Annotated in this window: 14 protein-coding genes; 1 reads left to right on the top strand and 13 read right to left on the bottom strand. The window is 46.9% G+C overall.

Translation table 11 applies throughout. The features are described 5' to 3' along the window. Positions 1 to 46 precede the first annotated feature (46 nt). The 13 genes from QMG91_RS03290 to hemL all read right to left on the bottom strand — a co-directional run bounded on the left by QMG91_RS03290 (position 47) and on the right by hemL (position 21,112). The gene (locus QMG91_RS03290; RefSeq protein WP_281828887.1) at positions 47 to 2,452 is read right to left on the bottom strand and encodes a GH36-type glycosyl hydrolase domain-containing protein; all 2,406 of its coding nucleotides are present in this window, start codon (positions 2,450 to 2,452) and stop codon (positions 47 to 49) included. A gap of 79 nt (positions 2,453 to 2,531) precedes the next feature. Continuing rightward, the gene (locus QMG91_RS03295; RefSeq protein ID WP_281828888.1) at positions 2,532 to 4,451 is read right to left on the bottom strand and encodes a beta-N-acetylhexosaminidase; all 1,920 of its coding nucleotides are present in this window, start codon (positions 4,449 to 4,451) and stop codon (positions 2,532 to 2,534) included. 5 nt (positions 4,452 to 4,456) lie between these two features. Continuing rightward, a complete protein-coding gene (locus QMG91_RS03300) occupies positions 4,457 to 5,341 on the bottom strand; it encodes a glucosamine kinase nucleotide-binding domain-containing protein (RefSeq protein ID WP_281828889.1) in 885 nt (294 codons plus the stop codon). Further along, positions 5,338 to 7,074 carry a glycoside hydrolase family 9 protein gene (locus QMG91_RS03305; protein ID WP_281828890.1) on the bottom strand — a complete coding sequence of 579 codons (1,737 nt, stop codon included), beginning with the start codon at positions 7,072 to 7,074 and terminating at the stop codon, positions 5,338 to 5,340. The genes QMG91_RS03300 and QMG91_RS03305 overlap by 4 nt, the downstream gene beginning before the upstream one ends. A gap of 71 nt (positions 7,075 to 7,145) precedes the next feature. Next, a complete protein-coding gene (locus QMG91_RS03310) occupies positions 7,146 to 8,138 on the bottom strand; it encodes an ABC transporter ATP-binding protein (protein WP_004401922.1) in 993 nt (330 codons plus the stop codon). A gap of 46 nt (positions 8,139 to 8,184) precedes the next feature. Beyond that, positions 8,185 to 9,168 (bottom strand): ABC transporter ATP-binding protein, encoded by a 984-nt coding sequence (locus QMG91_RS03315; RefSeq protein WP_004401924.1) that lies wholly within the window; start codon positions 9,166 to 9,168, stop codon positions 8,185 to 8,187. A gap of 2 nt (positions 9,169 to 9,170) precedes the next feature. Then, positions 9,171 to 10,196, bottom strand: coding sequence for an ABC transporter permease (locus tag QMG91_RS03320; protein ID WP_004401926.1), 1,026 nt, complete (start codon positions 10,194 to 10,196; stop codon positions 9,171 to 9,173). A 2-nt stretch (positions 10,197 to 10,198) separates the two neighbouring features. Beyond that, entirely contained in the window at positions 10,199 to 11,185 is a 987-nt protein-coding gene (locus QMG91_RS03325) for an ABC transporter permease (RefSeq protein WP_004401928.1), read from the bottom strand. A 155-nt stretch (positions 11,186 to 11,340) separates the two neighbouring features. Next, positions 11,341 to 13,020, bottom strand: coding sequence for an ABC transporter substrate-binding protein (locus tag QMG91_RS03330; protein WP_004401929.1), 1,680 nt, complete (start codon positions 13,018 to 13,020; stop codon positions 11,341 to 11,343). Between the two features lie 744 nt (positions 13,021 to 13,764). Then, positions 13,765 to 17,151 (bottom strand): ATP-binding protein, encoded by a 3,387-nt coding sequence (locus tag QMG91_RS03335; protein WP_281828894.1) that lies wholly within the window; start codon positions 17,149 to 17,151, stop codon positions 13,765 to 13,767. 240 nt (positions 17,152 to 17,391) lie between these two features. Further along, complete coding sequence (rsmC, locus tag QMG91_RS03340) at positions 17,392 to 18,420, bottom strand: 16S rRNA (guanine(1207)-N(2))-methyltransferase RsmC (protein ID WP_281828896.1); 1,029 nt, start codon at positions 18,418 to 18,420, stop codon at positions 17,392 to 17,394. Between the two features lie 78 nt (positions 18,421 to 18,498). Next, a complete protein-coding gene (locus QMG91_RS03345; protein ID WP_409351251.1) occupies positions 18,499 to 19,617 on the bottom strand; it encodes an AI-2E family transporter in 1,119 nt (372 codons plus the stop codon). Positions 19,618 to 19,822: 205 nt separating this feature from the next. Then, entirely contained in the window at positions 19,823 to 21,112 is a 1,290-nt protein-coding gene (gene hemL, locus QMG91_RS03350; protein ID WP_281828898.1) for a glutamate-1-semialdehyde 2,1-aminomutase, read from the bottom strand. Between the two features lie 199 nt (positions 21,113 to 21,311). On the opposite strand from hemL, the gene erpA reads away from it, so the two are divergent. Continuing rightward, positions 21,312 to 21,653, top strand: a complete 342-nt coding sequence (erpA, locus tag QMG91_RS03355) for an iron-sulfur cluster insertion protein ErpA (RefSeq protein ID WP_004401935.1) — start codon at positions 21,312 to 21,314, stop codon at positions 21,651 to 21,653. Positions 21,654 to 21,748: the final 95 nt, after the last annotated feature.

The following is a 21,748-nucleotide window of genomic DNA, read 5'->3' on the forward strand; positions in this document are numbered from 1 at the left end:
ATGAACCAAAATCAAAAGGGTGGGAGAAAACTTCCCACCAAAAAAGTTAACCAAGGACAACAACAACGTCGTTTACGCTGCCTTCAGCCAGAACAGGGATAACGCCGTCAACCGCTTCGCCATTCACAGTAATAGATTTCACGCCTTTGCTGACGGAATCTGGGTTTTGTACCGAGATGTTGTACGTAGCACCACGCCATTGACGAGTCACTTCAAAGCCCGGCCAGTCTGTTGGGATACAAGGATCGACAGTCAGACCTTCAAAACCAGTTCGAACACCCAGAATGAAGTTGGTTACGGCAAAGTAAGCCCAGCCAGATGTACCTGTTAACCATGGGTGGTTTGCACGTCCGTGATCCTGATGGTCACGTCCCATAATGAACTGTACGTATGAGTATGGTTCTGCGATTCGTTTCTCGATGATGTCGTTCTGGTTGTACGGGTTCAGTGCGTCGTAGAACTTCATCGCACGGTCACCACGACCCAGTTTCGCTTCCGCTACCCATGCCCATGGGTTCGGGTGAGAGAAGATAGCACCGTTCTCTTTTACACCTTGGTAAACACGGGTCACGAAGCCAATATCATCATTCGGTGTTGCGAATGATGGTGCGTTTAGATGTAAGCCGTACTCAGAGAACAGGTTCTCATCAACCGCGTCCATTGCTTTCTCGCCACGTTCCTGAGAAACCGCACCAGAAAGCACTGCTAGCGTGTTTGACTCTAAGTGGATACGACCTTCAGTTTGCTGTGCCGTACCAATCTTGTCGCCATTCTTCGTCAGACCACGGATGTACCAACCGCCCTCGTCGTCCCAAAGGTGCGTTTCACACGCTTCACGAACGTTGGCTGCCATTTCAGTGTACTTAGCTACGTCTTCATCTGCACCACGGTATTTCGCTAGGTCAATGAACTCTTGTAGAGCCCAGAAGTGTAGGAACGACACCATTGAAGACTCACCGCCGCCAAGGTTCAGACAGTCATTCCAGTCTGCGCGCAGACCTTTACAGATGCCTGTCTGACCCACGTATTCCGCAGAGAAATCCAACGCCGCTTTCATGTGCTCGTAAACTGTGGCTTCACCGCCGTCTGCGTATGGGATGACTTCGTCAAAGAAGTTCTCTTCACCAGTTTCCATCACGTACTTACAGATGGTTGGAACCAACCATAGGTGGTCGTCAGAACAGGTGTCTTCGATTCCGTGAATCTTGTCTTCGTCAGATGGAGTCGGAACGACTGTTGGTGACTTAGAAGGTTCAACGTCAGCTTTTTCAGGATCGAACCAGTCAGGATCGAACAGGTGCAGACCGTAGCCAGCTTTTACCTGACCGCGCAGAAGATCAACAAGACGTTTGCGAGTCATGCCTGCATTTGAGTGAGGAACCGAAATCGCGTCCTGCGCGGTATCGCGGTAACCCAGACCAGTACGACCACCCACTTCGATGAAAGAAGCAAAGCGAGACCAGACTACACAGGTTTCTGCTTGGTATAGGGTCCAAGCGTTGATCATGGTATCCAGACCTTCGTTTGGCGACTTCACCTGGAACTTCGCACAGCGCTCATCCCAGTGAGCTTTGATGCCCGCAAATGCTGCGTCCACTTCGTTAAGATCCTGGTACTTAGTACGCAGGCGCTCACCGTTGCCCTTGCCAATACCCAGAATGTACGCAAAACGCACTTCTTCACCTGGCTGGATGGTGAACTGTTTATGCAGAGAGCCACAGTGGTTGTAACAGGTTTGAGCCGTGTTAGAACATTTGCCATTTTCTACAGCGATCGGGTTAGCTTCGTCGCGGTAAAGACCTAAGAAGCTATCGCGCTGACCGTCGTAAGAATCCGGAGAGAAAGTAGATGCCAGGTAGTAGAAACCTTCAAAATCGTTGGTGTTGTAGTACAGGTCGTACTCAATCACGCCATCTTTGTATTCAGTGCCTGCTGAGTACAGAGACATTTGGTGGTTCTGGTTATCAGACTGGATATGGCTGAAAGAAAACTCAACAAATGAGAACGCACTGATCGTACGAGGCTTGTCTGAGGTGTTCTTGATAACCACATCCCAGATCTCGGCGTCTTCGCCTTTTGGCACGAATAGCGTTTTGGTTGCCGTAATGCCTGCATACTCACATTTGAATTTAGAGTAAGAAAGACCATGACGAACTTCGTAAGTCGCTTCATCAAGGCTTTTTGCTACTGGCTGCCATGAAATTGACCAGTAGTCACCCGTTTCGTCGTCACGCAGGTAAACGTAATGTCCTGGGCGATCGAACGTTGCGTTCGGGCGGAATTTTGTCACTCGGTTGTATTCCGGCGAATTGTAGAAAGAGTAGCCGCCTGCATTGTGAGAAATAACAGTACAGAACTTTTCCGTTCCTAGGTAGTTTGTCCATGGCGCTGGTACGTCTGGACGCGTAATGACATATTCACGATTATCGTTATCGAAATAGCCGTATTTCATGGTTCTTTCCTTTTAAACAAACTGCGAAGGAGTGCAGTAAAAACTAGTAATTCCGTGACCTGAGCAGGCTCGGGTCTTGTTATTCTTGCCAGGGCGAACGGTAGTTCACTCCCAGGCGTTGCCAATGTGGCAAATGTCCTTTAAGTCTGGATAGGTAATCCAGCCAGTTACGATCTTTAGCCTGGCTCCAGCACACTTCTGCCAGTGCAGTAAGTCGCGGGAATACCATGTATTCGAGTCGGGATTGGTTAGTGACCTTTTCACACCAAAGCGCACACTGCACTCCCCAGATCCTTTGGCGAACAGGATCGTTTTCTGAGGCGGAGCTCAGAGGTTCATACTGGTAAGCCATCTCAAGAGGTACTGGATTTGCCCAGTCCACTCCCGGTTCTTCTGGGGCATAGTCTTGGGTCATATCAAGGTAAGTGGTTTGCGCTGGTTGCAGCACAACGTCAAAGCCTTGTTGCGTGCATTGCAGCGCAGCTTCTTCGTTCATCCAGGCAAAGATAACAGTGTCTTTAGACACTTTGTTTCCGTGCTTGGCTTCTTCCCAACCGAGCATGCGCTTGCCCAACGATTTCAGTTTGCGTTCGGCATGGCGAAGTAAATGCCCCTGAAGCTCAGAAGCTTCCGTGTAGCCGTGCTCTTTCATCATCGCCTGACATTTAGGGCTCTCCGTCCAGACGTTTTTAGGAACTTCATCAGCACCTATATGAACGTATTGTGATGGGAACAACCCCGCGACTTCCGTCAGAACGGTATCTAAAAATTGGTAAGTACCGTCTAAAGCGGGAGACAGTACGTTGTCGTTGTAGTTCTGAATACTCAGATATTCAGAAGAGTCTTGTGGATCAACAAGCAATTCAGGCAAGGCTTTGATTGCCGCCCGGCAGTGACCCGGAATATCAATTTCTGGAATAACGGTGATCGATCTTGTCGCCGCGTATTCGATCACTTCTTGCACTTCTTCCTGTGTGTAGTAGCCACCATAAGTTTCAGACAGATGGCTGTACTGAGCATCGTTCTGCGTTTCTGGACCACGTTTGGAACCAGTTTGAGTCAGTTCAGGGAAGGCTTTAATCTCTAGTCGCCAGCCTTCATCATCGGTTAAGTGCCAGTGAAAGTAGTTAAACTTGTAGTACGCCAGATGGTTGATCAGCTGTTTGACCTGAGCCACACTGTGAAAGTGTCTGGCGCAATCCAGCATCATTCCACGATAGCCATAGCGAGGGCTGTCTTTAATGGTAATGCTGGGCAGTATGCTGCGGACTTTTTGTCCCGATATTAGCTGAAGCAAAGAGGCGCAGGCATGAACGAAACCCGAGCGCGAACCGGACTCCAGCGTAATAGATTTCTCGCGAATTTTAAGGCAGTAGTGCCCTTTATCCAGAGTCGGATTACTGCGAAATACGATGTCACCCTGCGCATTGTTCTTTAACGAGATCCCAGTCAGCGACTGTACTTCGTGCTTTAGCCATTCAACAGCATTGCTTGCCAGAGTGCTGGTGACGTTAAGACCGGATGCATCACTCAGGGAGAAGTAACCATCTTGCGCCGTAAAGCTTGCAGGCTTTGGAATAATGGCGAAATCAGCTGCTTCAACCTGAGGGATGGATTCACGTTTTTTGTATGGCGACATCAGCGCGATTGGCGTGATATCGACCGTTAGGTTCTGAACGCTATCACCATCACGAATTTCTAAATACGCATCATCGATACCGTCCGCCAAGTAGCGAAACGGTGAAGTATTCACGGAGAATTCAATGTAGTAATGATGATTGGCCGACAGGCTTTGTTCGTCGTTTGGAGAGAGCACACAATGGCTACCCACTTGATTGATGACACCTTGACTCAAGGTGTCCGCAAGGATGTATCGATCCAATGAGAAGTGCAACGCCCAGCCAGACAAATCCTGATCACTGAGGTTATGCAAAGTCAGCCCGAATCGGGACACTCCATTTTGCTCTGATAGCACAGCAAGATCGACACGATAATTCATAGTCTCTACCCTTGATTGAATAGGTTATGCTCAGGTTTGTTTGCCATCATGATGCCACCTTCAATCGCATCATGCTTAGGAGCTACGATCCATTCTTGGACCGGAGGGGAAAGCCATTTCACGATGCGTTCAGCAATGCTGCCCATCAGCGAAATTTGTGTCGCCCCCTTCTTATTCAGAGCAATCAAAAACATTTCGATGTCGGCTGCAGTTTGCTTGAGCATCTTGATGCCTAAAGCATCGCCTTGTTTCGCGTGTTCGAAAATGGCAGGCGAGAACTGACCATAGTCACGAGGCTTCGCCGTTTTCGACCAGGCCACAATATTGTCGACATTGTTGTCAAAATGGGTCATGACATGTTCTGCCAGAGCGGTCTTAGGAACAATACCATCCTCTGCTAGCAGTACTTGCTGAATCAGGTTCAGACCCATTACTGCGCCGCCACCTTGATCCGATATCGGAAATTCACGACCTCCAACCACATGCTGTTGACCGTCTTTGAGCAAAATGCCGCAAGAACCCGTACCAGCGATCATGATGGCTCCATTTTCACCGTTATGCGCACCAAGACATGCACCATAGGCATCTGTGTTTAACACCACACTGGCGAACGGGTGGGGCAGTGCCATAAAGTCGTACCAGAAAGATTCCTGTTCAGCTCCTGCTAACGCCATTCCAAGGTGCATGCTGGCGAAGTCTGATTCACTCAATCCACCTTGTCTGGCGGCTTCAGATACCGCAGTCACAATGGAGTCCATAGCTAGTTCTACGCCTAACATGATGTTGGCGCTGCCGCTTTTGGCTTCTCCAATCAAGTTGCCTTGCTCGTCTCTGATTCGCGCTCGGCAAGAGGTGCCGCCGCCGTCAATCCCGACCAAATATCGCGTCATTGATTTGTGTCCTGTGTTTGAATTTTGTCCTGCGTTTGAGTAGTGAACTGCGACATGGTTGCGAGTAGGAACCACGCACCATGAGGGATCCACTGTTCACCCCATCGCCAGTTCTGCATCATGTCGTCTTTTTGCCCCGGAGGGTTAAAAGCAATGTCTTCTTCGTCTTCAAAGCCACCAGTAATGCCATTACAGACGCCACCTTTGGCATTAAAGAAGCCGTATTGTGGAAGGTAGTCAGGGTTGTTTTTGCCATGACCGTCTAGCATGCACATGTCATAAGGGTTCAGACCGACAATCCAGTCTAAACAGCGTTGTGCATATTGCTCGGCTTTAGGCAGTAAAGATTCATCCAAATATGGCTTCGCCAGATAGATCATGCTTGCCAGTGATCCCAAGCGAGCGTTTTCGCCCTGCCACCAGTAGCCCGTTTCGTTGTCATGCGCGACAAAGAAGGCATCGCGCTTTTCTCCGTTTACGGATTTTACATACTGACGAGGGTAACCAAACGGGTTGGCTGTATCGTGAGTGATAGTCAGTTCAAATGACACGGCTTTATTGACCACCGCACGAATTTTGGATTTCTGAGATTCTCGTCTTTCGACGGCAAGATATTCACAAAGAGCAATCACAGGTAAACCTGCTTCTGCTGCGTGATAGTAAGGTCGGCTGCCATCGTCGGTAGCAGCCCAAAAATGTTCAAAGCGTGCATCGGAAAGCTGGCGAAGTGACAGGCGGTTTGCCCACATTTGCCCTTCCGGTAAGTAACACTGCTCGCCGGTTGAGCGGTAAAGCTCAACACAGGCTAGCAATGCACAATACTCATCAATGATGTTCTCTTCACCATCATTGAGATACTGAGTATTGTACTCCTTTAAGTGCCAGTAACCTTTTTCCGCTGCCTGCAAGTATTGCTCTTGTGAAAATTCTCCACAAACATCGAGCCTTGAAGCCGCGGCTAAAGCTGCAATTGCGATTCCGCCACCCTGACGAAAACCAGCTTGGTAGTCGTCAGATTTGTGACCGTCCTGCGTTGCGTAGGCACAGATCTCCCGTTGTTTGACGTCCTTGCTCCATTTGTCAAAGACAGTCATATAAAAGAAACCCTCCGGGTGTTGCATACGGGCTAAGAAGTCAGCACCGAACAGTGCTTCTTCGGTTAGCCTCACCCGAGAATATGCTGCAAAGTCAGAGCGCTCCTCCACTAACTCTAGGCCTTTCAACATATTCCATACGACCATTGGAGTTTGTTGAGGGTTTAAAAAATTGGCATAAGACAGGTGACTCAGATATTTACTTACATCACCTGACGCGTCGTACCATCCACCGCGAACATCGACAGTTTTGTCAGAGTTGAGGAGGGGAATGGTGCGATCCTGTTTCTCATAAATCCCGCCACAACGTTGGGATTTAAAGTAGTGCAAAACATCCGAGAAAGTGGTGTTCATCAACACCCCTTCACGAACGTCAAAAGGAGAAGATTGCAGCTCGTTGACTCTTAATACATAGCGTCCTTCGACTGCGAATTCCGAAAAGTCGATTTCGCAGAACAGCCCCTGGTGCCAGCGGGCGACTTGTGTTGGCTGGCCAACATCAAAAGAAGCCACGACTTCATCAGAATCTACCCTGACCAGTTCAGCTTTACTGCTTTCAGCCAATGCTTCGCTGATACATAGCACCGCGTGCTTTGTACCTGACGTTTCGTAGCCTATCTGGTTAGTTAAGAGTTGCATGGGGTTCTCCCGTAAAAGTACATCTGGGAGGCACAAACCTGTGCCTCAATTTTAGCTTGGGTATAACTTGTTTATTCGTACAAATAACAACGCACAAAGTGGTTGTCAGACAGTTGAGTTACCGCTGGCAGCTTTTCACGACATTTGTCTGAAGCGTGAGTACAGCGACCAGAGAACGGGCAACCGACAGATTCAGGTGTCCACAATGGGATCTCACCTTTATTGCCTTTCAATTTTTCGTGTATCGATTTCTTAGGATCCGGCACTGCGGATACCAATAGCTGGGTATATGGGTGCTGAGGATCGTGAATGATTTCTTCCGTATCTCCCCATTCCACCATGTGACCCACGTACATCACGGCAAGATCTTCGGCGATGTAACGCGCCGTAGCGATATCGTGCGTGATGTAAAGCAGAGACATCTGCTTTTCAAACTTCATTTCTTCCATCAGGTTTAAAACACCTGCACGGATAGATACGTCCAACATGGACGTTGGTTCATCTGCGAGAACCACTTCCGCACCTACAGCAATATTTCTTGCCAGATTAACGCGCTGACGCTGACCGCCAGACAACTGATGCGGGAATTTTTGTGCGGTTTCCTTTGGTGGAATTAACCCCACTTGCTCCAAAAGATCGTACACACGCTCTTCGAGCTCTTTTTTATTGCCGGACGTGACTTTTTTGTGAATCAGCAACGGGCGAGCAATATGGTGGAAGATGTTATGCGTTGGGTTCAATGAACCAAACGGGTCTTGCCATACCATCTGGACGCCTTCGCGGTAGTGCATCAGGTCTTTTCTGTCGTTGATGGACTGAATGTCACGACCTTTGTATTCGATAACGCCTTCAGTTGGGGCGTACATTTTCGCAATCATTTTTGCCGTTGTGGATTTGCCTGAACCAGACTCTCCAACAACCGACAGACCGCGGCTTTTATACATTTTGAATGACACGTCATTAATGGCACGCATCATAGGTTGGTTTAGGGCGTTACTGTTGATAGGGAAGTCTTTTACGACGTTCTTTCCTTCAACTAGCAGTTCGCCAAAATCTTTGCTCATAATTGTCTCCAGTTTCTCTTTTTCGCTTTTTTATTTTTTATTGGCTCTATGCTTTGGCCGTAGCGATTGGTTGACCATATAAATGGCAGTTAGAGAAGCGGTTTGGTTCTATTTGACGCAGTGATGTTGCTTGGGTAGTACATGCTTCGTGTACTCGTTCGCAACGCGCCTGAAAACGACATCCAGTTGGAACTTCCAGTAGGTTCAACGGGTTGCCAGGAATACCAGTTAACTTGGTTTTTGGACCAGTTAATGGAGGGAACGAACTTCCCAGCCCTTTTGTATAAGGATGATATGGGCTTTCCAGAATTTCTTTCGAAGGCGCTACTTCAATCAGTTCACCGGAATACATGATGCCAATGCGGTCAGAGAACTCGACCATCAGTGACAAATCATGAGTAATGAACAGAATTGAGAAGCCGAACTCTTCTTTTAGCGCGTAAATCTTTTGAAGGATCTCGCGTTGTACAACAACATCAAGCGCGGTGGTTGGCTCATCCATAATGATCATTTTTGGATTGAGTGCCAACGCGATAGCGATAACCAGACGCTGACGCATACCACCAGAGAACTGGTGTGGGTAGTCGCTTAGACGGCTAGGGTGAATATCTACGATTTCCAGTAATCCTTCGGCACGGCGTTTTGCCTGCTCTCGGGTCATGTTCGTGTGACGCATAATTACGTCACAGAACTGATCTTCCATTGTAAGGACTGGGTTGAGCGCGTTCATCGCGCTCTGGAACACCATAGACATCTCACTCCAGCGGAACGCTTGCATGCGTTCGTCGCTATATTGAAGGATATCTTCGCCATTGAAGATAACCTCTCCGCCAGTGATAAACGCTGGCGGCTTATGAAGCCGCATCAGCGAAAAGGCAACGGTGGACTTACCACAGCCTGACTCTCCAGCCAGACCGAAGACTTCACCTTTACCAATATCAAAGCTTACGTTGTTACAGGCGCGGACATCGCCCGCGTCTGTAATGTAGTCAACGCATAAGTTGCGGATGGAAATGAGTGACTCAGTCATAATTATTTATCTCCGCTCCATAGTGCATTTTGTGGTGGCAATTCTGGCTCGCGTTCTTTCTGGTCTTGAGCGTTCAGTTTCTTCCAACGCTTCATACCTTTGTGTGAACGTAGCTGTGGGTTAGCAATTTCGTCGACAGCGAAGTTAAGCAGGGCAAGACCTGTAACCAGCAATGTCAGAGCCATACACGGTGCGACTAGTTCCCACCATGCGCCAATCAGCATGGATGATGAGGTCTGTACGTTGTACAGCATGATGCCCCAACTGATGGTGCTCGGGTCACCAAGACCTAAGAACGAGATAGTGGCTTCCATCATGATGGCGTACATAACCGAACCGATGAAACTTGCCCCTACGATAGGGATTAGGTTTGGCAGAATTTCTACGAAGATGATTCTCCAGGAAGACTCGCCAAGTACCTCTGCGGCTTTAACAAACTCTTTTTCACGCAGTGCCAGGGTTTGGGAGCGTATTACCCTCGCACCCCATGCCCAGGAGGTACATCCCACAATAATGGCAATGGTCAGCGGACCGGCCTCTCCAATAAAGGCAGCAAGCACAAACAGGAGTGGATATTGTGGAATAACGAGCATGATGTTCATGGCAGCCGTCAGGATGTCGTCGACCCGACCACCGAAGTAACCTGCCGAGATACCAATGATGGTAGCCAGGAAGCACACTGTGATACCTGCACCAAAGCCAACAGCCAGTGATACACGTGCACCGTGAGCAAGCTGAGACCAAACGTCACGACCCATACGGGTTGTGCCCAGTACGTGATCGGCTTTCTTGGAAAGCAGAAGAGTACGGCGGTCAGTTGCCAGGTTTTCAGCGATCCAGCCATCAGGGTTGTTCTGAGCAGCTTTTACAACGAAACCTGGGTATTCATGTGGCTTACCAGTACGTTTGTCTGGTACGTGCTTAGTGATAAGTGGTGCTGCAACCGCAATAAAGATAAACAGGCTTAGGATAATTACACCGATTAACGCAACCGGGTTACCTGCAACTAATTTAGCGAAACCTTTCATGATTATTTGCCTCCCTTACGTAGGCGAGGGTCTAGAACTACGTACAACATGTCTGCAACTAGGTTAAAGAACAGCATGAATAGCGTCATAATAAGTAGTTGCCCCTGAAGAACTTGGTAATCACGTGCGTGAATCGCGTTGAATAGAACCGAACCAAGACCCGGGTAGTTAAAGATGATTTCGATGATAAGCTGACCACCGATCGCCATACCAAGTGACATAGACAAAGCCGTCACACTTGGAAGCAAGGCGTTACGTGCTGCGTAGTTGAATACCACGCGGTTTTCACTCAGACCTTTACCCTTCGCCATCGTGATGTAATCTTCGGCAAGCAGGTTAATCATGTTGTTACGCATGTTGACCAGGAAGCCACCGATTTGGACGACAGAAGCACAGAATAGGGGTAGAACAGCGTGATAAGCAGCGTCTTTATAAAACGCCCAGCTTGTCCAGTCCGGTGTAGTACCTGCGGTGTAAGCGTAACCTGTTGGGAACCATTTCAGACCGATTGCGAAAGTAAACAGTGCCAGCATCGCGATAACCACCTGAGGTACTGCCTGAATAATAAGCATACCTGGAGTGATGAAAGTATCGTAACGGCTACCGCGTTTCCAAGCCGCGAAAATACCTAAAATTGAACCGATAGAGAATGAAAGAACTACCGCTGTACCCGCTAGGAATAGAGACCAGCCAAACGCACTGCCAAGCAGCTCGTTTACGCTAAGAGGATAAAACTGAATAGAAGTGCCCAGTTCCCAGCTTAGAATGTTCTTCATGTAAGCTACGTACTGAACGAACAAGCCGCCATCTACGAAGCCCAGAAGTTGTTTCATTGCTTCAATACGTTCAGGTGTTACCTGAACTGAAGCGTTAGCGAACATCATGGTAACAGGGTCACCTGGCATTGCTCGCGGAATGATGAAGTTCAAAGTGGCTGCAACTAACAGCGCAATAAAGTAAAACGACAAACGTCTTAAAAAATATCCCATAACTTATACCTTACTCACCCAGATTTTTTACCTGATCCTGGTTTCAGGACGCCCTTTTTGGAACGAGAAACCCCCTGACGACGAGCGCCATATCTTAAACTAAGAGAGGAGGGTTTAATGAGCGGTGCACGGAAGTACACCGCTAAGGTTAGTACTTACTTAACTGGTTTTAGGTCCAGTACGTGAAGTAGACGCTCAGGGATGCCAGACCAGATGTTTGGACGACCCTTAGGATTCTTCTCGCTCCACCAGCCAGCGAAACGAGTTGTGTTGTATTGGTACATGTAAGCACCAGACATCACAGGAACCGTAACTTGGTTAGATGCGATAATTTGCTGAATACCGTGAGCAATTTCTAGCTGCTCGTTCTTGTCTGCAGTCTTGTAGAAGCTGTCTAGAAGTGAATCTAGCTTGCTGTCTTTGAAGAAGTGCATCGCGAAACGAGGCATACCAGCACCGTCTTGAAGGTTTGAGTTGTACGCACTGTTCCAGTAAGTGTATGGATCTGCACCGTGGAAGTAGTTGGTGTATGCAACGTCGTAAGTACCTTCGAGCATAGCTTGGTTGTACACAGAGAAGTCAGGAGTACGAGCACGTGCTTTGATGCCTACTTCTTCTAGTTGCTCAACTGCTAGCTGTACAGTGTTGTTGAAGTCAGTCCAACCGTTAGGAGATTGAATCAATAGCTCGAAAGATTTACCTGATGGCGTGTCAACAAAGCCGTCTTTGTTTACGTCTTTGAAGCCCGCTTTTTTCAGAAGTTCTTTAGCGCCTTCAACATTGTACGTGTTGTAACCTTTGTACTTGTTGTGAGTCTTTTCATCAGACCAAGCTTCAAACGCGTAGCCAAGGCCAGATGCGAAGTCATTCACTGTACCGCCACCGTAGAATGCGATGTCGATAATAGTTTGACGGTCAAGAGCCATTGAGAACGCACGACGGAAGTCAACGTTGTTTAGCGCTTCGTTTTTCGCTGCGTCTGGGTGCTTGAAGTTAACAACAAACGCCTGAGTACCTGCTGGTGGGTACCAGTAGTGGTGTTTAGGGCTTGCTGCTGCGTAAGTACGGTCGATGTCAGGAATGAACGATGATGTCCAGTCCATTTCGCTGTTTACAACTTTACCCAAGAACTGGTCGTTGTTTGCGATTTGAGGAACACGTAGACAGTCTACATCTAGGTTATCGTTGTCCCAGTAGTTAGGGTTACGACACTGAACGTAAAGTTGAGGTGTGAACGTAGCGATTTCAGTGAACGGACCAGAACCAACAGGGTTTTCGTTCATGAACGTTGTTGGATCTTCAACTTTAGACCAAACGTGCTCAGGTACGATAGAAACTTTTGCAATTTCGTAAGGTACGTTGGAGTTAGCTTCAGTCAAACGGAAACGAACTTTGTATTCGTCGATTTTCTCAACGTTCGCTACCCAGTTGTTTGTGCCGTGCTGGTCAAGTGCTGGTGTGTTCTTCACTAAGTCAAAAGAGAAGACTACGTCGTCAGCAGTGAATTTTTCGCCGTCAGACCATTTCACACCCTTACGGATGTCAAACGTAACGCTCATTAGGTCATCAGACATTTTGTAATCTGATGCAAGACGCATTACTGGCGTGTTGCCGTGCATTTCATTAAATACAACTAGTGGCTCGTATAGGAAGTCCCAAGTTGTATGTAGATGAGTTGCGCCCAAGAAAGGGTTGAAGTTACGAACGAATGTTGTGAACTCTTTAGGGTGGATAGTCAGTTCACTACGTTCTGCAGCTGAAACTACTGGAGCTACAGAAGTTGCTGCAGCAACTACTGCAACTGCTAGCGCTGTCTTCTTAATATTGGCAAGCATAGCTGTTCCTTACTCATTGCTTTTATTTCACTAAATGGATGTGAATGTCATCAATTGATAAACACTCGCCGTGGCTATCCCAACATCCCTCCAACTTCAAGAAATTGAGAGAAGTTGGGTGGCCTATAGCCGTCGGTCAAGGCTAAGAAAACACCCGTACGTGTAAATGGTCAAACGGGTAGTCCGTTAAAAACGTTAAAACGCCTTTTAACTACGTCATAAACGTCAAAATGACGATTTTGACTTAAGAATAGGTCTCATTTTGTCTTGTGAGCACGGTCAAAAAAAATCGAACTGTCTTTAAGTGAAGTTAGTGTTTACTTACCTTTTTAGCTTTTATATTTAATGTTATTTCTTTATTTCAATATTATAGAGATCTTACTCACTATCCACTTTTATCGTTAATTTACGTCGATAAAATTATTCTGACAATTTGTTGTGACTAACTTCTCAAACAGATAACAAAACTGGAGTTGTAGCAGCAATATTCGATATTTTTCGCCAAAAATGACACTGTTTTTATGCGTTTGAACGGGGTTATTTTAACGGGTGAAATAACATGGATTGACGCAAGAACAGAAACAAAATGGAATCTCTTACTAGTGCGATTTGAAGGTTTCCAGAGTACTTTAATTTATGAGGGGTAGGTCAGATAAGAAGAGAATTGCCACTAGCAACATGGTAATAAAAAGCCAGTCAAACAAAAGTGCTCGACTGGCTTATAAGGTGATTCAGAATGCAGATTTATGAGGTAAGGAGTTTTTGCAACTTATCCCTCAGGCTAACCAGTTTGTCACGCTGTGCGCCAGGCGTATGGCAGTTATCCAGAATAAACTCGATAGAGTTCAATACCGTCCGCCAGCGTGGAGTTTTTGGCAGAGTTTCAACACGAAGGTATTTGTCCAGTGTTCTAGTTTGCAGCGTGCTGCGATCAAGGTAAACGCGCCATAAGCCACTCTGCTCTGCGAAAGAGAATTTGGTTTGTCCCGTTTCCGATTCCCAGTAGTCAATCGCAGTTGTCATTGAATCAACCAGAATCTCTCTCATGAGCTCTGTCTTGTCTCCACCACGACCAGACACTTTATCTGCGATTCGCGTAAACTCACCACCCAGTTCTTTAAGCTGTTGCAGTTTGCCTTTGTCTCCTTCAAACGCATAGCTGGACAGGGCTTCAACTGCGGTTTCCAGATTATTAATGCGGGTTGCGTTAATGCCTCCGCCTACATTGAATATATACATATACTGGATGTCAGAGCCTTCTGGCAGCTTCAATACATCCGCTGAAAGGTGTTCACGCCTGTCGTCAATGTAGACGTCAATTCCGCCGCAGAAGTGTTCCTGAGATAGGTTGAGGTATTTCGGTGCGATGACTTCGTCACCGTTTGAACGTTTGAGCTGCTCCTGAGTTCGTTTAAATAGCTTAGATGCCGCCTCGTTTGCAAACCGTATTCTGCCATCGTCCCTAAGGCACAGAATGGCTTCAGGTGCCGATTCAAGCTGTTCTAGCAATCTGCCTTGTGTTTCCAGCAGGTTTGCTTCTACTAGTGCTCTTTGCTTAAGCTCTGCCTGAAGCTTGTCGTTTTCAATTCGACGAAGTTCCGCCTTACTTGCTGAGAGATGAGCTTTGATTCGAGAAGCCAGCTCAAGTTTGTTGAATGGCTTCGTTAAATAGTCATTTGCCCCGCTGTCGAACCCTTTGATTCGGTCGTTGGTCTGGCTTAGCGCGGTAAGCATAATGACCGGAAGCTCAGATAAGTCATAACTCAGACGAACCTGCTCACAAACCTGATAGCCACTTAATCCTGGCATCATCACGTCTAATAGCAGCAGTTCTGGCTTTTCCTGTTGAACCAGTTCCAGGGTCTCGGTGCCATCTTTTGCCGTTTTCACCCTGTATCCTTCCATTCGCAGGAAGCTGTCCAGAATTTGCAGGTTCACCGGTTCATCATCCGCGACCACAATGAGTGGACCTTCTGGGTTTTCTGGCAATGAATTGTCTTCTGGTGACGAGTTTTCATTTGCTTCTGGCAACTGGAAATGATTCTGTTCGCCAAGCTGCTTCGACGTTGATATCTCTGTATCTGACGCCAACGGTAAAGAGAAACTAAAGGTAGTGCCAACAAGAGGTTGACTGCTGACATAGAGTGTTCCTCCCATCAGTTCGATCAACTGTCGGCTGATAGATAAGCCTAATCCCGCCCCCTGACGGTAACGGCTAGAGTCCTGACCCGCCTGAATGAGGGGCTCAAAAATGTGCTCCAGCTGCTCAGCCGGAATCCCCTGACCTGTATCAACCACCTGAACCCGGAGTTTATCGTCCAGCACTGTAGCGGAAATGACGATTTTACCTTCAGAGGTGTACTTAATAGCATTACCTATCAGGTTGTAGAGAACCTGTTCTAAACGCTGCGGATCAGCGGATACTAAAGGCAAATCCATCGGAACCTGATTAATGATGCGAATCGATTTGTTGCCCAGCAAATGCTGTGAAAGTTCCAGTACCAAGCGTGTAGAGGACGAGAGGTTAACGGCGGCAGCCTGAATATCGAGGCTGCCGTAGCGCATTTTGTGATAGTCCAGAAGATCATCAACCAGAGTTGCAAGACGTTGACCGCTATTAATGATGATATCGAGCTGATGTTTCTGATTTGCAGGTATTGGTCCGTTCGCTCCGCTGATCAACGCCTCTGCAATACCCACCATCCCATGCAGTGGTGTACGGAGCTCGTGCGAGGTAGTCGCCAGGAATTCATCTTTCAGTTTGTTGGCCAGTTGAAGCTCGTCATTCTGGCTTTGAATCACTTTCAGGTGAGCTTCTAGCTCTTCATTTTGTGATTTGATGGTGAGGATCTTCTCACGGATAGAGCGCTGCATTCGCTGGAAGCTGACCGCCAGACGACCAATTTCATCTTTGCGGCGTGTTTCAAACATCACTTCGTCGAGATCACCCGCCGAAACCCTTTCAGCTGACCACGTCAGTTTTAAAAGCGGAGAAGTAATGAAGTTGGAAAGGTAATGCGAACAGATCACCACGAGGATAATGGCAATCAACATGGCCACCACGAATACTTTTTCTAGCTGCTGAATCCGAGCAAACGCTTCAGCTTCGGTTCGTTCCGCAATTAACGCCCATTCAATATTTTGGATCTTAATACTGGTGTAAGCCGCAATAATGCTCTCGCCTGCGGTATTAATAAAGGTTCTGACTGAGGTTTGCCCGTTAAGGGCGCGGTCGATGATCTCGCTACTTTTGTCAATTTCTTCTTGAGTGACGTTAAAAACACGAGCCTGTTTGTCACTACCAACCAAAAATGCCTTGATGGCTTTACGCGCGGCTGTATCTTCAAACAGAGAAATCAGCTTGGTGCTAGGCAAACGGAATAGAGCATAACTGTGCAGGTATTCTTGCTGGATGATGGGCGCGGCAAACCACGCGATGTGCTCACTGCCCTCTAGTGCAAAATCCGACATCACAATTGGCGTAATATCTGGTGTGTCTTTTTGCTTTTTCACCAGAGATTTTATTGCCTGAAAAGTTTCACCGAGGTTGCTGTCCCGATACTTTCCAGAACCCAGATTCGTACCATAATTGTCGTGCTTGTTGAGTGAGTAAACGACGTTTCCATCCAGATCGACCAACAAGATGTCGTCAAAATCACTGCGTTTTAAAAGATCAACGTAACGTCGATGGTAACGCTTGTGCATTAAGCGATAACGTTCGCTGCCCTGGTAATCATCAGACTCAGGCAAAATTGACGTTTTTATCTGATCCCCAGATCCTTCAATATAACGCTGCTGCGCATACTCTCGCGATTGTTCAATCGTTTCACCTAAGTTGCTGAAAGCATTGATAAGGCCGTAAAAACGACCACCACTGTTATAAGCCAGTTCGGAACGGACAAAACCCATTACTTCGGATTCTTTTGCATCGAAATAATCGACAAGTTGTTGTTTTTTCGTATCTCGAACTGAAAGAAGGTGAGAAGTACTCTGCTCCTGCAAATCTTTACTATGAGACTGCAAAAAGAAGAGAGCAATTAAAGTCAGCGGCGTAATACTGAGGACAAGAAATGCCACCATCAAAGTATGCTGAAGACGTTTAAATTTTTGTTTTTTATTAGATTTAAACATAGGAGTCGTTTAAATAAGCCTAGTGCAACGTCCGTTTTGCCGGGGCGGGCTCGGCAAATGCGACAAAACAGAAAATGACGATTTTAACGTTTATACGAGGTTTTTTTTCTTAATCAAGTAAGTGCAATACAAAGCGTGGGCAATAACGCAAAAATTAAATGAGATAGATTGAAAGTGTTAGTACATATGAAGCAAAGGACGCCAGCGGTTTCAGCCACTGGCGAAAGCTTATGGAGGAATTTAGTTTGTCTTGTTTGCCTGATAGATCGCGAATTTATTGGTTTTTTCTACCAAAACACACTCACCAAATGCTTCTTCAATGATTGGTGGGTATTTGAGAAAGCTATTGGCAACAATATGCAATTTACCATTCTGGCTGAGGTAGTCAGGCGCATCGGCAAGCAGTGTTTCCGTCGCGCTGTAGCTGGTATCCAGCCCTGAATGGAAAGGGGGGTTGGAGATCAGAAAGTCGAATCCGGCGTCAATGTCTGAATATACATCGGTTGGGATAACATTCCCTTTCAAACCGTTTGCTTCGAGTGTTGCTTTTGATGAAGCAACAGCCAATGCGCTGACATCACACATGGTGAGGGCAATTTCTGGGTATTGCATTGCCATAGTCGCGCCAATCACACCAGCACCGCAACCAAAGTCCAACACTTTTCCTTTTAGTTCAGGAAGGGTCTTGAGTAAAAGCTGCGTACCCACATCAAACTCGCCATGACTGAATACTCCGGGCAAGCTCTTGATCACGACATCTTGCCCATCGATAGGCAAGGTATAGGATTTAAACCAGTCGGCTAACTCAAATGGTGCAGGTTCGCTAGTACACTGTCCCCAGTAAAAAGAGCACCTTCTGGCTGAATCGTATTTTTTGATTACGCCATATGGTTTGAAGAATTTTTCAATACTCTTAATGCCAGAGCGATTTTCACCGACGACGACAATTTCAGTCCCCTGACCCAAGTGGTTCATCAACATTGCAAGCAGGTATTCCGCCTCTGCTTTGGCTTTTGGCCAGTAAAGCAGCACTAAGTCTGCATTGGTCTGCTCCGTAAATGCTTCAGAAAAAACACGCGTTACATTTGGGTGTTTTTCATACTGACGAAAGTAGCCATAGTGCGTCGTAAAAACGGTGACGCTTTCGCAATGTTTGGCGAGATCGAGTGGGAATAGGTCTTCTGCTTCGCCAGCAACCAGCACGTGTTTTCCTTCAAAGTATTCAAGGTTGCGCTCTGCAATCTGGCTTGGGGCGGTGTATGCCGACATGGATGGAATCTCGATAAAAAAAGATGGTCGGATTCTCGCATAATCCGACCATCGCTTGAAGCCTAATAAAATGAAAAACTAGCTATTGTCTTGCTCGTTAAGGAAAGTCTGGAACTCTTCTTCGTAAATCTTAAACAGCACCATGGTAATAGCGAAGATCAATGGACCATAAATCAACCCGATCAGCCCGAACAAATGGATTCCCCCCAGTAGTGAGAAGAAGATCATCAGGGTATTCATGCCCGCGCTGCCTTGCATCAACAAGGGTCTGAGAACGTTATCAATGGAACCTACAATTACCACACTCCAAATGGTGAGGAATATTGCCCAACCGGTATCACCAGTAAAGAAGAGATAAATCACAGCAGGGATCCAGATTAACGCAGTACCCACAATAGGGATAAATGAAGCAAATCCCATCATCGTACCCCAGAATAGTCCGGGGAACCCTGCCAGCCACATGCCAATACCGCCAGCCAAACCTTGTGCTATTGCGGTAAGAAAAGAACCCAACACTGCGGATTTCGAGACTTTCTCGATCTCTTCCAGTAATCGATCTTCCTGGCTGCGAGAAAGAGGAAGGATATGACGCACTGCCGTGATGATTTTGTCGTGATCTCTCAACAAGAAGAACAGCACAAACAGCATCAACAGGAAGTCCATCAGAAAGTTAGTGGCATCTCCCAGCACTTTGGCACTGAAGGTGACCAATTGAGAACCAAACTGAGAGACAAACTCTGCGACTTTTTGGGCAATGTGCTGAGGGTCGATGTTATCAAACGGCAGGTATTCATTGACGAAGCTCAGCCCTTTTACGACGAGCGGGTGAGATGTCGCTTCCTGTATCCCGCCCTGAGTGATCCACTTGTAGGCATTTTGAGAAAAGCCTGAACCTTGCTGAACAATTGCAGCGAATACAGCAAGCAGTGGCAGAACAATGATCACTGTAAGCAAAATACACGACAGCACCGAAGCCGTGTTCTTGTAATTCGGCATCTTGTTTTCTAACCACTCATGGACCGGAAACATCAGCAGAGAAATAATGAATGCCAAGATGATGGAATTGATGTAGGGCTGAACGAGTAAGTAACAGGCATAGCCAGCTACCAGCAAAGCCATGATCAGCACCCAGTGACTGGAAGACAGTTTCAGTTTGTCTGGCACAGTATTGACCTTATATCGGTTGGTATGTGCCATATAATGGCTACAATACAGTCGGTTATCAACTGATTATAAGGCCATCTGGGATATGGGGTGTTGTAAGCAAGAGCAGGAATGTTCTAAATCTAGAAAGCCAATTCCTTGGTTTGCTATTTGTGTCGTTGTACTTTTGATCTTAGTGATTGTTAACTGGCAATAAAAAGGGCAGCGAATGCTGCCCCAATAAATTCAGTGTTTTCGGTTATTCTGCTGCCAGAATAGCGAAACAGCGATCTGCCGCTTCCAGAGTCGCTTCGATTTCTTTCTGACCGTGTGCCAGAGAAGTGAAGCTTGCTTCAAACGCTGAAGGAGCCAGGTACACACCGTGCTCAAGCATTAAGTGGAAGAATCGTTTAAAGCGCTCAATATCGCATTTAGTGACATCTTCATAGCTGGTGATTTCAGCTTGTTCGGTAAAGAAGAAACCAAACATCGCACCAACCTGGTTAACCGCAAGAGGAATATCGTGTTTGTCCGCCAGCGATTTGAAGCCGTCAGCCAGTTGCTTAGTGACATCAGCCAATCGTTTTTCATTGCCTTCAAGGGTCAGCTCAGTCAAGCATGCGTAACCTGCCGCCATTGCTACGGGGTTACCAGAAAGCGTTCCCGCCTGATAAACCGGACCTGTTGGCGCAATGTGTTGCATGATTTCTTTCTTGCCGCCGAATGCTCCAACTGGCATACCACCACCAATGACTTTACCTAACGTAGTCAGATCTGGCTGAATATTGTAGTACGCCTGCGCACCGCCTTGAGATACTCGGAAGCCTGTCATAACTTCATCGAAAATCAGTACCGCGCCTTCCTGATCACAGATTTCTCTTAACCCTTCATGGAAACCAGCGATAGGTGGGATACAGTTCATGTTGCCTGCCACAGGTTCAACGATAATACAGGCGATCTCATCTTTATTGGCTTCAAACAGCGCTTTAACAGACTCTAAGTCATTAAATGTTGCTGTCAGTGTGTATTTCGCAAAATCTGCCGGAACACCAGGAGAGCTTGGCTGACCAAGAGTCAGAGCACCGGAGCCTGCTTTAACCAGCAAGCTGTCAGCGTGACCATGGTAGCAACCCTCGAATTTCAGGATTTTGTCACGACCCGTGTAACCACGAGCCAGGCGGATGGCACTCATGGTCGCTTCAGTACCTGAACTCACCATGCGCAGTTGCTCCATTGAAGGAACCAGTTCGGAAACCAGCTCAGCCATTTTTATTTCCATTTCGGTTGGCGCACCAAAACTTAAACCGCGATGAGCAGCTTCAATAACGGCATCTCGAATGGCAACATGGTTATGACCAAGAATCATAGGTCCCCATGACCCAACGTAGTCAATGTAAGCTTTTCCATCAGCATCAAAAATGAAAGCACCGTCAGCGCGCTCAATAAACAGTGGAGAGCCACCGACACCATTAAAAGCACGAACAGGTGAGTTAACCCCTCCCGGAATTACATCTTGCGCTTTCTGATACAGCTCGGCTGATTTGGTCATGGAGAAATCCTCATAAAAGTTGAACGCAGGCATTGTAACGATAAAGGTAGGATTTGCATTACTCATTTTAAAGTTTTGTGCGGGCTGGTTGGAATTAGGCAATACTTGAACGAAGCAGTCAGGTATTAGATAATCAGCCAATAATGTAAATTTAGATAAGTCGGCGTATTGACAAATTAGCCGAGTGAGAGAGGTCGTTGTGAGCGAAGTAAATGTACCCTTGTCCTTTTCAGATACAGCGGCAGCGCGCGTAAAAATTCTGATTTCTGAAGAGGAAAATCCTGAGCTGAAATTGCGAGTTTATATCACTGGTGGTGGTTGTAGTGGTTTTCAGTATGGCTTTACATTTGATGAATCAGTCAACGAAGGTGACACTATTATTGAAAACGATGGCGTTGTTTTGGTTGTAGACCCTATGAGCCTGCAATACCTGATTGGCGGTGTGGTGGATTACACTGAGGGTCTGGAGGGTAGCCGATTCTTTGTAAGTAACCCGAACGCAACGACAACCTGTGGATGTGGCGCATCATTTAGCGTTTGATCCCACCTTTGATACAAAGCTTAATCATTTGAAAACCCAGCAATAAGCTGGGTTTTTTCATTTCTATGTGATTTGAGTGGCATTTTCTTTCTCGG

This window comes from Vibrio nigripulchritudo (assembly GCF_027924785.1).
In the GTDB taxonomy this organism is placed as follows: Bacteria; Pseudomonadota; Gammaproteobacteria; order Enterobacterales; family Vibrionaceae; genus Vibrio; species Vibrio nigripulchritudo.

Excerpts from the sequence above, each read along its gene's own strand:
- QMG91_RS03290 (WP_281828887.1), bottom strand. The coding sequence starts at position 2,452 with ATGAAATACGGCTATTTCGATAACGATAATCGTGAATATGTCATTACG.
- QMG91_RS03295 (WP_281828888.1), bottom strand. The coding sequence starts at position 4,451 with ATGAATTATCGTGTCGATCTTGCTGTGCTATCAGAGCAAAATGGAGTG.
- QMG91_RS03300 (WP_281828889.1), bottom strand. The coding sequence starts at position 5,341 with ATGACGCGATATTTGGTCGGGATTGACGGCGGCGGCACCTCTTGCCGA.
- QMG91_RS03305 (WP_281828890.1), bottom strand. The coding sequence starts at position 7,074 with ATGCAACTCTTAACTAACCAGATAGGCTACGAAACGTCAGGTACAAAG.
- QMG91_RS03310 (WP_004401922.1), bottom strand. The coding sequence starts at position 8,138 with ATGAGCAAAGATTTTGGCGAACTGCTAGTTGAAGGAAAGAACGTCGTA.
- QMG91_RS03315 (WP_004401924.1), bottom strand. The coding sequence starts at position 9,168 with ATGACTGAGTCACTCATTTCCATCCGCAACTTATGCGTTGACTACATT.
- QMG91_RS03320 (WP_004401926.1), bottom strand. The coding sequence starts at position 10,196 with ATGAAAGGTTTCGCTAAATTAGTTGCAGGTAACCCGGTTGCGTTAATC.
- QMG91_RS03325 (WP_004401928.1), bottom strand. The coding sequence starts at position 11,185 with ATGGGATATTTTTTAAGACGTTTGTCGTTTTACTTTATTGCGCTGTTA.
- QMG91_RS03330 (WP_004401929.1), bottom strand. The coding sequence starts at position 13,020 with ATGCTTGCCAATATTAAGAAGACAGCGCTAGCAGTTGCAGTAGTTGCT.
- QMG91_RS03335 (WP_281828894.1), bottom strand. The coding sequence starts at position 17,151 with ATGTTTAAATCTAATAAAAAACAAAAATTTAAACGTCTTCAGCATACT.
- rsmC (WP_281828896.1), bottom strand. The coding sequence starts at position 18,420 with ATGTCGGCATACACCGCCCCAAGCCAGATTGCAGAGCGCAACCTTGAA.
- QMG91_RS03345 (WP_409351251.1), bottom strand. The coding sequence starts at position 19,617 with ATGGCACATACCAACCGATATAAGGTCAATACTGTGCCAGACAAACTG.
- hemL (WP_281828898.1), bottom strand. The coding sequence starts at position 21,112 with ATGACCAAATCAGCCGAGCTGTATCAGAAAGCGCAAGATGTAATTCCG.